This is a genomic window from Bradyrhizobium sp. LA2.1, assembly GCF_040547725.1.
Taxonomy (GTDB): Bacteria; Pseudomonadota; Alphaproteobacteria; order Rhizobiales; family Xanthobacteraceae; genus Bradyrhizobium; species Bradyrhizobium barranii.
Map to the genome: position 1 here is coordinate 200469 of NZ_JBEPQI010000012.1, position 14420 is coordinate 214888.

Genomic DNA, 14420 nt, shown 5'->3' on the forward strand with positions numbered 1-14420 from the left:
CAGAACTGAAAAATGGACGCGGAATTAGAGGTTGTAAGCTTGCAGTCTAGGGTCGACTTCGAAGGGTGACGCTTCGGCTACCTCCACGGAAAACAGATTAGCATAAGTAAAAAACCAGGGCCAGCCGTGGTCATTATCTTGCCGCCTCTAGGCGCGGACTCATAAATCTTCGTCGATGTCCGCTTCGCTCTGATTCCGGCCGCCCTTGCGCAACCGCAGCAAAGGTCTCGACGGGCCATCAGCGAACGTGAAGAGGCGCGCGATGAAGCATTGCGATAGAGAAAGTTAGGCTCGAGGCTTGGCGGACGACCGCACATGATCCGCATTAGGCCTACCAACTCTAGCAGGCCGAGTATCATGTTATTAGCAACGTCATACTCCTATGTGCCGCGCCTCCGCTGTAAGAGGCGTGCAGGTATCGCGATCAGCACTTATTCTCACCTCTCGTTATTCTTCTCACCTCTCGTTATTCGCCATGTCATTGGAACGGCTCATCTCGGGCCTGTCGCGAAACTCTCGCGGTGTTATCCCGGCCATGCGGCGGAAAGCACGGGTAAAGTGGGCGGGGTCCGTGTAGCCGGTGGCAAGCGCCACATCGATAATCTTGGCGTCTGTCTTGCGCATCAACTCAGCGGCCCGCTCGAATCGGACATGGTCGAGCAACCGCAAATAGGTCAGCCCAGCTTCCGCCAGTTCGCGCTGCAGGCTTCTGACGCTAGTCCGCGCCATCTCCGCCAGTTCGGCGATATCCGGCATGCGCTCGCCGAGGTAGGACGGAAGCATCAATTTGATCGCGGATACCACGTCGGTGCCGATCGGCTGAAATACGGGCGCTGTTCCGGAGCCCTTTACGGCGTTCGGGTTGCGCAAGCTCAAGAGTGACACGGGCACGTCGATCCATGACGATTTCTGGCCTGACCGGAAGCGGGTGCGGGGCCAGCAGGCCTGCGTCTCGACATCCGGCGTATAGATCGCTTCGAACGCGATCGTCGCCGGCGCCCAGTCCGGCCCCGCGAAGTGGCGGACGACGTAGATCGGCATCACGTTCTGGACCCATTGCGAGTGCTCGAGATGCGGCATTCCGCTCGTCCCGGCGATGGCACTGCAAACCCCCACATCGTCAGCGTGACGCTCCAACCAGATGCGAACGAAGTTGTCCTCGAGCTGAACAAAGCGGCACAGCTCTTCCAGTACCGCCAGTAGTGTCGGCGCATGACGAGCCGCGACCTGAAACTGCTCGCTCAGATGGCAGAGCTGCAGCCGCTGCACGGCGCGAAATCCAAAATCCGTCAGCCCTTGCGATGCCTGCACTGTTGCTGCGAACTGAACGGCCGGAAGAAGCGGGAAATAGTCATTGGACCTTTGTTCCGGATGGGCAGGCAAGCCAAACCTTGCCAGCATTCGTTCGGCCGGCGCACCGATATCATCTAGGACGTCGACGAAAGGCACGAGCAGGGCGCAGCGCGCCAGCACGATTGATTTCATGGCACTCCACCGGAGACATTACCGCGTCGCCGGGCTCCCCAAAATTTCAGACAATACCACGCTGCAATCGGATTATCGCGATCCGATGCGTCACCAAAATTACGATTGCACCATCTCGCCGTTGAAAGGGGGCCCCTCACACTAGCAGGCAGTGAGGTCTTTCCCGCACTGTCCTTTGGGAGCAATCCCTTGGTATCCCAGGATGGACTGATTTTCCTCGATGTAATTGGCGTCCGATGGCCAGACGAAGCGCCGGAACGCCTGTAACCTGAAGCGTCCTTTTTTACCTAAGGGAGCAAAGGCTTCGCGCCTTTTGCGCAGGGATGCGAGCAGTTCGTTTGCCTTCTTCCCAGGCGGTCCGCGCGGCCATCGTCGCATCGCTGCGACACGGTGACGCAACCATTGATAGTACCGCTCGTACGCTCAAAGTCAGCTCGCGCACGTTGCAGCGCCATCTCGGCCGTATGGGTACTAGCCACAGCAAAATGCTTGGCCAGATTCGCCTGAACATTGCGTGCCGCCTGCTTGCCGATCCAAACAAGCGCTTGTCGGACATCGCGAAATTCCTGGGATACACAAACGCGAGCAGCTTCAGCCGCACCTTCGTTCGCTTGATGAAGGTTCAGCCGGTCGTCTACCGACGACAACGGCTTGGCAACGCCGATCTGCAGCAGCCCGTGCGCGATTGATTGCGAACCAAATCGACGTTTGGCGCAAAATGGCAAGACTCGCGATCCGAATTGGCGCGAAATGTTAAGCCAATGCCCGCCTTCAAGGGAGATAACAATCATGACTATTCGCGCCGCTCTGATTGTCGTCTGTGCCGCCGGATTTGTTGCCTCTCCTCAGACGCTGCTTGCGCAATCGGCGCCACCGCATGTCCCGCTCGAGAAATCCATCGGGCAGGCCAAGCCGGAAGTCGTGCCCTCCCTCTTCGTGCTCAATTCGCGCGGCGCGAGCCTGAAGGACGGAAAGCTAGTGCTGACGGGAATCTCGCCGAATGCGATCGTGTTTGCCGATCGTCCGGTTCGTGCAGCCGGCCACGATCTCACGTCCCGGATCGTCGAGGACTGGGGCAACGGCAGCGACAACTTCGCGAAAGATCCTCCCAACGCCACCGTGTCAGGATTCAAGAAAGATGGATCGTCGGTGGCGGACGCCGTAGTCGTGCTCAAATCGCCCAAGCTCGACGGCGACAAGCTGACCTTCGACGTCGACATCCTGGAGGGCGACCTCGCAGGGGCTGACGGACCGGCTTCGGTTTTCATCGACATCATCGGCAGGCCCTTTACGCCGCTTTCATTTGCGGGCGTGGCGCGCCGAACCGCATGGCGTGGCGCCTACTATCGAGGAGCCGCTGTAGCAGGTGCGGCGGCCCTTGGCGCAGCTGCAGCCTATGGCCCCTACTACCGACCGGCGTGCGGCTATTATCCCTATCCGCCCTGCTATTGACGAAGCGGCAAGCGCACGGCGGCGCCATCCATGATCAGATAACGGAGAAGAGCCGGCGGCAGGTAATTGTCTGCACGGGTTGAGCCGGCGCTTCAACTGCGATGGGTCCCGTGAGCGACAGGACGGGCTGTCCCGCACAGCAAGCCACGGAAGAAGTTCAGTCACGAGGATTTACGAATGCGTCTTTTTTCTTTCACGCTGGCGGCAACGATGGCGGCCTGTTCCGGCCGAGCAGCCTTTGTCCAGGATTCCTTCCTTGGCGTGCGCCAGGGCCTGGAGGATTCTTGGCTTGCCAGCGACGCCTTCGATCATCGACGGAGCTGGACGATTCCGAAGGTCATCAAGATCAGCTTATGAGAACGAGACGCGGCAAAATCAATTACAAGAGGAGACTTCGACATGTTTCGTGGAATTGCGACACTGATGCTCTCTCTCCTGGTAGGTGCGGCGAGTGTGTCGCCGGCATTGGCCCAAAGCACGGCGATCACCGAACAGGAGGCGCACGCCATCGCGGTAGACGCCTATATCTATTTCTACTCAATCATGTCGATGGACGTATCCCGCAAGCAATTCACCAACGTAGCGCCGGGCAAGGAGTTTGGCAAAGGCCCGATGAACACGTTCGTCAACGTGCCGGAATACCCGCCAGCCGATTTCAAAGGTGTTGTCCGCTCCAACTTCGACACCCTTTATTCCATCTCCTGGCTGGACATGTCCAAGGAGCCGGTGGTCATCTCGGTGCCGGATACCAATGGGCGCTACTACCTGCTTCCGATGCTCGACATGTGGACCGACGTCTTCGCGTCGCCGGGCTGGCGGACGACGGGCACCAAGGCCGGGACGTTCCTGATTACGCCGCCGGGCTGGCGGCCGGATCTGCGCGACAAGTTTGCTGAGGAATTCAAGCTTCCGAAAGACACACAACGTATCGAAGCGCCAACGCCTTACGTGTGGGTCATCGGCCGCACCAAGACCGACGGCCCGCCGGACTACGACGCCGTTCACAAGATCCAGGCCGGCTACAAGGTCACGTTGCTGTCCGATTACGGCAAAACGTCCAACCCGGTCGAATTCAAACCGGATCCGAATGTCGACATGAAGACGCCGCCAAAGGTTCAGGTCGATACCATGTCGGCGGGCGTGTACTTCGCCTATGCCGCCGAGTTGCTCAAGCTGAATCCACCGCACGTTACCGACGAGCCAATCATCGCACAGATGAAGAAAATCGGCATCGAGCCGGGCAAGAGCTTTGATATCGGCAAGCTCGATCCAGTGTTGCAGCGCGCGCTGGAGACCGCGCCGCAGGACGGCCAGAGACTGATGGCCTGGAAAGTGCCGACGTTGGCGCGGGTGGCCAGCGGCTGGTCGATGAACACCGACACCATGGGTGTTTACGGCAACTACTATCTGAAGCGGGCCAATGTCGCCCAATTGGGCCTTGGTGCAAACCTGCCGGAAGATGCCATCTATCCGCTCAATCTCGGTGACGAGACCGGCAAGCCGCTGGACGGCGCCAACAAGTACACCATCACCTTCGAAAAGGGCGCCGCCCCACCTGTCAATGCCTTCTGGTCGATTACACTGTACGACCCGGAAGGATTCCAGGTCGGCAACGTGCTGAACCGCTTTGCCGTCTCGAGCTGGATGCCGTTCAAGTACAACGCCGACGGCTCGCTCGACATCTACTTCCAGAATGAGAGTCCGGGAAAGGACAAGGAAGCCAACTGGCTCCCCGCTCCGAAGGGCGGCTTCAATCTTACCATGCGCCTGTACAGTCCGAAATCAGATGCACTGACCGGCAAATGGAACCCGCCGCCGGTGTTGAAGTCGACGACAGCGGCAGGCCTATCGGCTCAGTGAATGTTGACGGCACGCCGGTGCTTCGGCACCGGCGTTCGGCCCCCGCCGCTGGTTTGTGGCGGGACTGGCACCATTGGTTAGTCAATCCGTAGGGTTGCGACGAGGCGAATGGAATTTGCCCAGGGGCCGGTCATGCTGATCATCCTGACGCTCTACATCGTCCTGGTGTGGCTCATCTTTTCCAAACTCAAGCTGGTCCGATGGGGTTGGGGCTCCGGCACCGCGAGGTGCTGATCGGCGCGTTCATCCTCGCGGTGTTCGTGGCGTTGTTCAACTATTTGACGCCGTCGGGCAGCTTTGTCGTCGGCTCCCGCGTCACGGAAGTCACGCCCAACGTGTCCGGCCAGGTGATCGAGATCCCGGTCAAGCCGAACGAGCGGGTCAAGGCAGGCACCGTCCTGTTCCGTATCGATCCGGCGCCCTTCCAGTACAAGGTCAACCAGCTGGAGGCGTCACTTGCCCAGGCACGCCAGCAGGTCAAGCAGCTGACCGCCAACTACGAGCAGGCGACCGCGAATGCCGAGGGGCTGGCCAAGCAGCTCGCCTTTCACAAGCAGCGGCTTAACGACTACCGCAAGCTCACCAGCGAGGATGCGCAGAGCCTGTTCCGCCTGCAAGACACCCAGGTCCAATACGAGACGGTGGAATTCCAACTGCAGGCTGCGAAGGCGGCGCAACTGAATGCGCAGCTCGCCATGCAGTCGGAGGTCGGCGGGGTCAATACGACCGTCGCGCAAATCCAGGCCCAGCTCGACAATGCCGGATGGGAGCTCGACCAGACGACGATCCGTGCGGTCGGTGACGGCGTCGTTACGCTCTTGTCCCTGACCGCCGGCGACCGCGCCGTGCAGGGGCGCGCAGCGATGTCCTTCATCCTAAGCGACGATATCGTCATCGTCGGCCTGTTCTCGCCCAACGGATTCCCGACCATCAAGCCCGGCGCGCGGGTCAAGCTCGTGTTCGACAACGAACCCGGCCGGATACATGAAGCGACGATTACAGTGATCCCGCACGGCGTGGGCGAAGGCCAGATTGCCGTCTCGGGGATGCTGGCGCGCGTCAGCACTATCCATGGCGCCAAAACCTATCCGGCGGTCAATTCCATCCCCAAGGACCTCGACCGAAGCCAGCTCAGGCTCGGCATGCCCGGCACCGCGACGGTATTTGCAGAAAACGCCGGCGTCATTGGCTTGATCATGTCGATTCTCGTCTGGATCAGCTCGTACACGGCTTACTTGTAAGGGCGCCGACGGTGCGTCGATTTGCGAGTTGAAACATGCAGGGACGAGAGCGCTATCAGGGTATTGTGGTCCGGTTCGACGAGCTGATCCGCACCAATCTTGGCAAGCTCAACCACGTGTCTGATGTTTCCGCAGCGATGGGAGTGACCCAACGGACGCTCGTGCGCGCCATCCGAACTGTTCATGGCACAACGCCGTCATATCGTCTGCGGATGCTGCGCCTGACCGAGGCGCGTGATGCACTCATGTTGGTGAAGGCACGAACAGAAACCGTCACGGACGTGGCGATGCGCCTCGGCTTCGTTCAATTGGGCCGGTTCGCTGCTGATTATCGCGGTGCCTTCGGCGAAAGCCCCTCTGACACGTTGCGCCGTGCGGTCGGGGGGATTCCAGCTGCAGAAGCCGAGGCCGCAAACAGCGGTCCTCCGGCCGGCGAGCGCACGATTTGCACGGGTTGAGCTGCACCGATCCGCGCCGCCGAATCGCAGGACTACCGCTGATCGTGTTGAAGAGTGGTATTTCGATCACATCCGGGGAGATACGGCAGGCTGATTTGCGCTTTGTCTAAAAGCGGATAGAGGAGCTCCGAAGGCGTAGCCTAGAATGGCGTAGGCATGGGCATTGCAATCGCCATCAACGGTGCCGTCAGGGATTCCGGGTGCGATTGCGTTCAAGGGGGATCGAGCATGATGCGCGCTGGATCGGCAGAAGTTCGGCTGGACCGACGCGCGGAGCGCTCCGCGTCGCGGCTCGCGGCCGTCCTACTGGCGGGGGGTATCGCATTGCTCTCGCAGCCCGCGAGCGCGGATGAAGGCGGCGTCAGTTTCTGGATACCCGGTTTCTTCGGCAGCCTCGCGGCAACACCCCAGGTTCCGGGCTTCACGGTTGCCAGCATGTACTACCATACGTCCGTGAGCGCCGGCGGCGAGTTGCCTTCGCGCGCCAAGTGCCGGTCGGCCGCATCAATGTGCCTTTCACGGGCAACGTAAACGCCAATCTGCAGGCGGACGCTGATCTCGGTATTCTGATTCCACAATACGTTTTTGCAACGCCGGTGCTCGGTGGCCAGGCTGCCGTCGCCCTCGTGGTGCCGTTCGGCCGCAACAAGGTTGGGGTGGACGCCACGCTGACCGGTGCACTCGGGCCGATCGGCTTCACGACCGGAGGCAGTCGCACCGACAGCGTCACTGGACTCGGCGACCTGATCCCGCAGTTCAGTATGCGCTGGAATCAGGGGGTGCACAACTTCATGACCTACGTCACCGGTGACATCCCGGTCGGGGCCTACAACTCGCAACGACTGGCCAATCTCGGCATCGGCCACAGCGCGATCGACGGCGGCGGCGGTTACACCTATTTCAATCCAATGACCGGCCACGAGTTTTCGGCTGTGCTCGGCTTCACCTACAATTTCGAGAACACGGCGACCCAGTATCAGAACGGCGTCGACATGCATCTGGATTGGGGCGCCTCGCAGTTCCTCACCAAACAGTTCCAACTTGGCTTGGTGGGTTATGCCTACAAGCAGCTTTCCTGCGACAGCGGGGCGGGAGATCGCGTCGGTTGCTTCGAGGCGCGCGTGTTCGGCATCGGCCCGCAGCTCGGCTACGTTATTCCGATGGGAGAGTGGCAGGGCTATTTGAACTTGAAGGCCTACAAGGAATTCGGTGCCGAACACCGGCCGGAGGGCTGGAACGCATGGCTGACGTTTGTGATTTCGCCGGCCGGACCGCATACCGCAGCGCCGCCGCCGGGCCGACGAACGATCGCAAAATAGCCCGTTCGCGGAGTTTGGGAGTCATGACCCGTGGGCGAAGCTGGGAAATAGGGTAAATCGCGCGACGGGTGAGATTCATTGGGACAGTCTCCGGTACATTTTCGGAAATCAGTGCGGGTAAATGGCCGGAACGGGATCCCGGTGTATTCAAAGCGGGACCAAAGGCCCCGCGCGCGAATGCCGGAAACTGGAAATACGCGCGCTTCATAGGGGGCCTATGCAAAAACAGGCAGGCCAACGGCGTCTGGAGCTTTAAAGAATGATTGAATATTGGTTGCCGCCAGCGGCGAGCGCGGCTCCGTCAAATTTGCGAAGATTTGTGCCCATTTCGTCGCCGTTCTCGGCGTCGGCGCCACGATCCGATGTCTCGTTGGCAGAACAAGGTTTCCCGCGGCATCCAGGGAAGCTTCATCTCGAGGCGCGTCCGAATTTGCATATGCAGACAGTCACTCCGATGGGTATAGATGCCCGATCGCATCCGCCCCGATCGGGCATCTCCTGGTGGCGAGGAGGACAATTCCCGCAGAAAGCGATCGTCATGACCGTGAGTCGTTTCGGGAAGCTGGTTTCGTCGAGCGACCAGGCGGGCCTGATCGTCTCGCTGGGCGTCTCCGGCCTTACGCTGGCGCTCGCGCGGTGACGTCATGACCGGCCTCGCCATCGCACAGTGGCCGCAGTGGCTCAGGAGTTTGATAGTTGGGCTCGTTACGGTCGCAGTGATCTGCGTCGGCTGGCTCGCCTATCGGTACTTCGCGAAGCCGGTGTTCCTCACTGTTGCCGCCGGTTCGGCCGACGGCGAGACGCTGGCCCTGATTTCGGCGATTTCGGCGCGCCTGACGGCTTCGAAGTCGCATGTCCGGTTGAAAATCAGCGATAGCGGCAGCTCGGCGAAGGCGGCCGAGTTGTTGGCTGCGGGCAAGGCCGACCTTGCCGTCGTCCGCGGTGATACAGGCGGGCTCGCCGATGCCAGAAGCGTTCTACTGCTGACCCACGGCGTGGTCCTGATTGTGGCGCCCTCGGCAGTCAACGCCGATGGCCTAGGCGACCTGCGGGACACCACGATTGGCGTGATTGGCGGGCCGATCAACCATCCTGTCGTTGGAGCCCTCAAACAGGTCTATCAGTTCGACCGCGCCAAGGTGAGATTCCAGGATGTTGCCATTGCCGACGGATCTGCCGCGCTTTCTTCCGGGAGGGTCCAGGCGCTTCTCGCCGTTGCTCCGCTGACCGAGAAATATCTGTCGAAGATCCGGGAGTTCTTCCAGAAGCCCGGAGTAAAGAGGAGTTCATCCAAGCTGATCGAAATCGAGTTCGCCGGCGCGGTGGCAAACGTCGCGCAATATTATGAAAGCTACGACATTCCAAAGGGCACTTTGCGAGGCGCGCCGCCGATCCCTTCGGACGATTTGACGTCGCTGCGCACGTCATTCTTTCTTGTCGCCAACAAGTCCGTCGATGCCGACGCCATCACCGACTTGACGCAATCGCTGGTCGACGTTAGGAGGGATCTGTTGTCGCAATATCCGATACTCGCCCAGGCCGCAGCGCCGAGCACCGACGCGGATGCCCTTATTCCGATCCATCCGGGCGCGGCGACCTATTACAACGGAGACCAGCAGAGCTTTCTCGACAAGTACGACGACAAGCTCTACTACGCATCGCTGCTGCTGGGATCGCTGATCTCGATCATCGTTGCCGCGTGGCGTTTCGCTCGATCCGGGACAGGCCCCCAAAGCATGCTCGAGCCGCTCTACGAGATGGGCAACGAGATCAAGAATGCCAGGAGCGAATCCGAGCTGGAGGACATCGAAAAGCGGATTGACGGTATCCTCAAGAGCGAGATTACGAGGAACGCGCGTGCAGACGCCGAGAGCGCGGAGATGGCCGCGCTTGGTCTCGCTGCTCACCGGCTACAGTATCTGATGAGCCACCGCCGAACGCGGATTCGCTCGGCGCCGACCGCCGAAGATTAGAGCGGCTCCCAGGGCTTACTTCACAACGCGATGCCGTGTTGGCGCGACGGTGCTGGAAGGTGCCATCGGCGAGATCGAGAACGTCAGCCAGCTATTCCATCCCGTAGGCCGGTTGACTGCGTCGAACCGATGTCATTCATTGTCGAGAGCGAGATTGTGGTTTGCATGTTCTCGCAAAACGGCCTTCAGACCGTCAAGGAAGGCGCAACGGTCGACATTGTGTTCGACAACGTCCCGGGCCGGATCTATCACAGAAAAATCAGCAGAATTTCCACAGGCATCGGCCAAGGCAGATCGCCGCTGGCAGACGGGCCTTTGTATCCGGTCGTTCGAACCGGCAGCAAAACAGCGAGTAGCGCGACAACGGCTGATGCAGCTACGCGCGTTTTCCCATCGGCCCCACGTTTCCATCCCTCCGCGGCGAGAAACGCCCGGCAGGGTAAGCCGCTGGGCTTTTTGTCTTACCGACCTAACTTTCGACGATGCATCAGGAGCAGCTGACGAAACAGCTTCTTGTGCATTTGCGCCGGCGCGCCGTCGCGTGCGCTCTCGGAGGCCGTATCGGCACTCCGCCAGCGCTTGCGTTGCGCGTGACGCTGTGAACGGTGCGCATCGCTTCTGGTTTATCGCCGATGTGGTGAGTCGGTCGTCTTTGGTGGCATGGCATTTGCGATCTCACTTTTCGAACTCCTTCCGAGGCGACGGATCGCGAAGAAGCGGCGGCTTTTGGCGGACTATCGAGAGGCGACTTCCGAGTTAGGCTGCCCTCCACAAAGAAGACTGAGCGCCCGAAATAGCGGGTTTCGCGGTGTTTAAGCCGATAGCCGGCGTGGCAACAAACAGCGTTTGGCGAGAGCGCAGACGGCGGGCCGCAGGTCACGCCAATATTCTGATGCTTGACTATGGTAATCCTGCCAAAAGATCGCGTGCGGGAGTACAAACCCTGCTCAGGCTAGGCTGCCCGCCAAAATTCTTCTCGATCGAGACCGGTTGATGTCTCGAAAACTGGGTTGCTCGTCGACTTGCTGCGCGTCCCAGCCAATTCCGCAGGGCGCGATTATTGGTAAGCGAAGCTCCCAGAGCGGTGAACACTGCGCGACTGATCGTCTGTTGTTGGCTGCGCAGGTGATCTTCAAGAAGCTTGTGTCGAGTGACGTAGCCAGCATTAACGCCGGGGATCGAATGGTTCATCAAGAGCTTTGCGTCGAACTCGGAAACACCCGCAGCCGTCGCGATGGTTCGGAATGTTTGACGTAGATCGTTCCCCCACTTCGAAAGTGTGTCTCGATCCTCCTTTGTTTCTGCTATGTGCCCTGACTCGCTTTCGGCGGGGAACACCCATTCTTTGGCTCGGGTCGGATACATCTTCATGCCAAAGCGAATTGCACGAACGAGGCACCGGATCATCTCCCGCGACAGCGGAATATCGAAAGCACGTTTCCTGCCGCCTTTCGGCTTCGAAATGTGCAGCGTTCGTCGCCGAAAATCGATGTGAGCCGGCTTAGCCTCCTGCAACGCGCTTGGTCTCGACCCGGAAAGAAGTGTGAACAAATGGAATTCCCGGCGGACTGGATTGTCGAGGACAGCCAACTCCGCGAACCATCCCTTCAAATCGCTGTTTCCCATTCCGGTGTCGCGGCGCTCCTCCTGGTTCCAGTCGACAGCGTCTGCGGGATTGTCGGGAGGCAGCGACCTATTGGTCTTGCGGGCATGGTTGTAGATTGCGCGCAGGGTTCGCATGCTGCCATTTGCCATGTACGGGCCACTCGTCTTGGTGGTCTCGTCGTGCTTCTTCGCCACCCGCGCCGGATCCATTCCGAGCTCCCGCAATGGAGTATCTAGCCATTCCATGAAGACCCGTTCGACGTGGTCGCGATAGCTACTTATCGTCTTTTCACTGCGACCTTTCCTAATGAGGTGGGCTTCCAGATATCGCTGCCAGGCTTCCCGAAGCGTTATCTCGACCGCAGGCATACTATTCGGGACCGCTTCACTGGCTGCGGCTGGCTGAACCTCTTCTTTCGCCGCTCTTGGGTGCTTCCCCTTACTGATCTGGGCCAGGTATTCCTTCGCTGTGGCGCGCGCAGTTCGGGTCGACATCTCCGAAGTATCCCCGATAGACACCCTGACGGATGAGGCGCGCTTTCCATTTTGCCGGAGATCGCCCTGGACCGTAAATGTCCGTTTTCGCTTTCCGACGACGACAAAGAAGCCCTTGAGTTCAGTGTCGCGCGCCAAATACCAGCCATCTTTTGGAGTAGGCAATTGGGCAATCGTCTTGTCGGTCAGGAGGATGCGAATGTCGGCCATGTGAGTGTCCTGAGGCACTAAAACGGTTTTCAAACGGTGATGATGAATTGAGGTGTTTGAAGGTTTGAGTGCGAAGGACTGCGAAGTTACGCGAGAAAGGCCTACGAACAAAAGGGGATACAAGAAATCGTCGTAGTGCGGCGCACGTTTAGAAACAGCAGCGAAGCGATCGTCTTGAACTCTTAATCAGCGGGTCCCAGGTTCGAGCCCTGGTGCGCCCACCAAACAAAAGGTCTTCTTCTTCAATAAATTACGACCAGGGTTGCCGAGAACAAAACGGGTCTCGTGCAACGATTTTTGTGGTCGAACGTCGCACGCCATTGCTGGGCGGCTTTTCCTTTGTTTCCGTATCTTCACCCTATTCGATACAGCGCGCAGATCCGATGGTACAGGTCGATTACGTGCTCGTCGTAGAATAGGATATTAGGGCGAGCAAAACGGACATCTGTTTTGCCCGTCGCCGCAGGGTATCGCTTGCTGCAGAACCCAAACCGGATTGTTCGGGGGGCAGGGGTTCGATTCGCTCCCCGCTACGGCGCCGCACGATTTCCCACGCTACGATCTTCCCCGCGTTGCCATTTCCGCATCCACTCTCTGCCGTGATCACGCCGAAAGGTATCCGGTCGTGTCCGCCATCGGAAACGGTCACCGACTTGCTGGATCATCCGGTTGGTCGGCTCGCACAAAAGGCAGCGAGATAACCGAAACTCCCGCTCACGTTTGTTCCTGCAACAACGCCAACGTCGACTTGTAACATCCCCTCCCGGGGGATAGGGTAAGGCTTATGGCAAACGACCATGTTCATGAAACCCACCCCGAAATCGTCAAGCGGTTGCGGCGCGCTGAAGGACATCTGCACCGGGTGATCGAGATGTTCGGCGAGGGGCGATCCTGCCTCGATCTCGCCCAGCAGCTTCATGCTGTCGAAAAGGCTATCGGCGAGGCCAAGCGGACACTGATCCACGACCACGTCGACCATTGTCTGGACGCCGCAGCGAACGGATCTGCGAAGTCGACCAAGAGTGTGATGGCCGAGTTCAAGGCCATCTCGAAATATCTTTAGTGCGCGCGGCTGGGCTCGCCTCCTATCAGAGAACCTTGATGGCAAGTCGCTCCCTCATTGTAGCCATCGCCTTTCTGACAGGCGGCGCGGCCGTGGCGCTGACTCCGGGTGTGTCGACCATGCTGCAGCGCGCTGTCGGCATTCTGCCGAGCAAGACGTTGGCGCAAGGCAACAGCAAGCCCGGACAGAGCGAGCCAAAGTCGTTCGTCATTGCAATGGACGACGAACGGATCAAGCTCGCGCGTATCGAGCAGGCAACCGTGGGGCCAGGACCGATCGCAAAGCGCCTGACCGTACCCGGCACGATCATTCCGGATGCAGACCGGGTGGCGCATGTCTCGGTGAAACTGTCGGGCACCGTTGCGGAGCTGCGCAAGAAAATTGGCGACGATGTCGAGAAGGGTGAGGTTCTGGCCGTTCTTGAAAGCCGCGAGGTTGCCGACGCCAAGAGCGAATATCTTGCGGCCCGCTTGGCCAACGAATTGCAACAGGATCTTGCCGCGCGCGACAAGTCGCTGTGGGAAGGGCGCGCCGTTCCGGAGCTGCAATACATCAAATCGCGCAACGCCGCGGCGCAAACCGAAATGCGCCTCAACATCGCCCGTCAAAAATTGCTGGCGCTGGGCGTCGAAGCAAACGAAATCGCTGGTCTGCCGCAGTCGCCGGACGCGCTGTTGCGCAGCCAAAACGTCCGCGCGCCGATCTCAGGACGGCTCGCCGAGCGCAAGGTCGAACTCGGAACCGCGGTTGGCCGCGACAATCTCGAAACGGAGCTGTTCGTCATCGTCGATCTCAGCCGCGTGTGGGTCGAACTGTCGGTCTCCTCGAGCGACCTGCCGCTGGTCAGGGAAGGCCAATCGGTGCGCGTCTCCGCGCGGGGACTGTCCGAAATTGCGATGGGAAGGATCGTGTTCGTCAGTCCTTTGCTCGACAAGGAGACCAGAACCGCCCGCGTCGTGGCTGCGCTCGACAACACTGGCGGGCATTGGCGTCCGGGATCGTTCGTCACGGCTGCGATCGCGCTCAGCGAACGATCGGTCAATGCCGTCGTCCCGTCCAGCGCAATCCAGAATGTGGATGGCGCAAAGGCGGTGTTCGTGCGCAACAAGGAGGGATTCGAGAAACGCAACGTGGTGCCCGGCGAGCAGGATGGCCAGGCGATCGAAATCGTCTCCGGTGTTGCCGCCGGCGAAACCATTGCCGTTTCGAACACGTTCTCGCTCAAGGCCGAGCTCGCAAAACCTCGCGACGAGGATTAG

General features: G+C 59.7%; 13 protein-coding genes. 11 read left to right on the forward strand and 2 right to left on the reverse strand.

The genetic code is table 11. The annotated features are described in order from the left end of the window. Window positions 1–456: 456 nt before the first annotated feature. Complete coding sequence (locus ABIB95_RS24285) at window positions 457–1485, reverse strand: AraC family transcriptional regulator (RefSeq protein WP_354242674.1); 1029 nt, start codon at window positions 1483–1485, stop codon at window positions 457–459. A 338-nt stretch (window positions 1486–1823) separates the two neighbouring features. Between ABIB95_RS24285 and ABIB95_RS24290 the strand changes: the two genes are divergently transcribed. The 9 genes from ABIB95_RS24290 (at window position 1824) to ABIB95_RS24330 (ending at window position 9788) form a co-directional block, all read left to right on the forward strand. Next, window positions 1824–2174 (forward strand): helix-turn-helix domain-containing protein, encoded by a 351-nt coding sequence (locus ABIB95_RS24290; protein WP_247310210.1) that lies wholly within the window; start codon window positions 1824–1826, stop codon window positions 2172–2174. A gap of 100 nt (window positions 2175–2274) precedes the next feature. Next, the gene (locus ABIB95_RS24295) at window positions 2275–2937 is read left to right on the forward strand and encodes a hypothetical protein (RefSeq protein WP_247310251.1); all 663 of its coding nucleotides are present in this window, start codon (window positions 2275–2277) and stop codon (window positions 2935–2937) included. A gap of 177 nt (window positions 2938–3114) precedes the next feature. After that, entirely contained in the window at window positions 3115–3294 is a 180-nt protein-coding gene (locus ABIB95_RS24300) for a hypothetical protein (RefSeq protein WP_247310208.1), read from the forward strand. Between the two features lie 42 nt (window positions 3295–3336). Continuing rightward, window positions 3337–4797: a DUF1254 domain-containing protein gene (locus tag ABIB95_RS24305; protein ID WP_247310207.1), complete on the forward strand. Its 1461-nt coding sequence runs from the start codon at window positions 3337–3339 to the stop codon at window positions 4795–4797. Window positions 4798–4905: 108 nt separating this feature from the next. After that, the gene (locus tag ABIB95_RS24310; RefSeq protein ID WP_354242678.1) at window positions 4906–5031 is read left to right on the forward strand and encodes a hypothetical protein; all 126 of its coding nucleotides are present in this window, start codon (window positions 4906–4908) and stop codon (window positions 5029–5031) included. Beyond that, window positions 4998–6038 (forward strand): HlyD family secretion protein, encoded by a 1041-nt coding sequence (locus ABIB95_RS24315; protein WP_354242681.1) that lies wholly within the window; start codon window positions 4998–5000, stop codon window positions 6036–6038. Before ABIB95_RS24310 ends, ABIB95_RS24315 begins: the two co-directional genes overlap by 34 nt. Window positions 6039–6073: 35 nt before the next feature. Continuing rightward, entirely contained in the window at window positions 6074–6496 is a 423-nt protein-coding gene (locus ABIB95_RS24320) for a helix-turn-helix domain-containing protein (protein WP_276576723.1), read from the forward strand. A 488-nt stretch (window positions 6497–6984) separates the two neighbouring features. Then, window positions 6985–7815 (forward strand): SphA family protein, encoded by an 831-nt coding sequence (locus ABIB95_RS24325; RefSeq protein ID WP_502917864.1) that lies wholly within the window; start codon window positions 6985–6987, stop codon window positions 7813–7815. A gap of 644 nt (window positions 7816–8459) precedes the next feature. Beyond that, a complete protein-coding gene (locus tag ABIB95_RS24330) occupies window positions 8460–9788 on the forward strand; it encodes a TAXI family TRAP transporter solute-binding subunit (RefSeq protein WP_354242684.1) in 1329 nt (442 codons plus the stop codon). A 900-nt stretch (window positions 9789–10688) separates the two neighbouring features. Here the strand turns inward: ABIB95_RS24330 and ABIB95_RS24335 are convergent. Then, on the reverse strand, window positions 10689–12098 hold the full coding sequence (locus ABIB95_RS24335; protein WP_354242687.1) for a tyrosine-type recombinase/integrase: 1410 nt from the start codon (window positions 12096–12098) through the stop codon (window positions 10689–10691). 784 nt (window positions 12099–12882) lie between these two features. Here ABIB95_RS24335 and ABIB95_RS24340 point away from each other — a divergent pair. Both ABIB95_RS24340 and ABIB95_RS24345 read left to right on the forward strand, forming a co-directional pair. Beyond that, complete coding sequence (locus ABIB95_RS24340; RefSeq protein ID WP_247310197.1) at window positions 12883–13161, forward strand: metal-sensing transcriptional repressor; 279 nt, start codon at window positions 12883–12885, stop codon at window positions 13159–13161. Window positions 13162–13199: 38 nt separating this feature from the next. Then, complete coding sequence (locus tag ABIB95_RS24345) at window positions 13200–14420, forward strand: efflux RND transporter periplasmic adaptor subunit (RefSeq protein WP_354242690.1); 1221 nt, start codon at window positions 13200–13202, stop codon at window positions 14418–14420.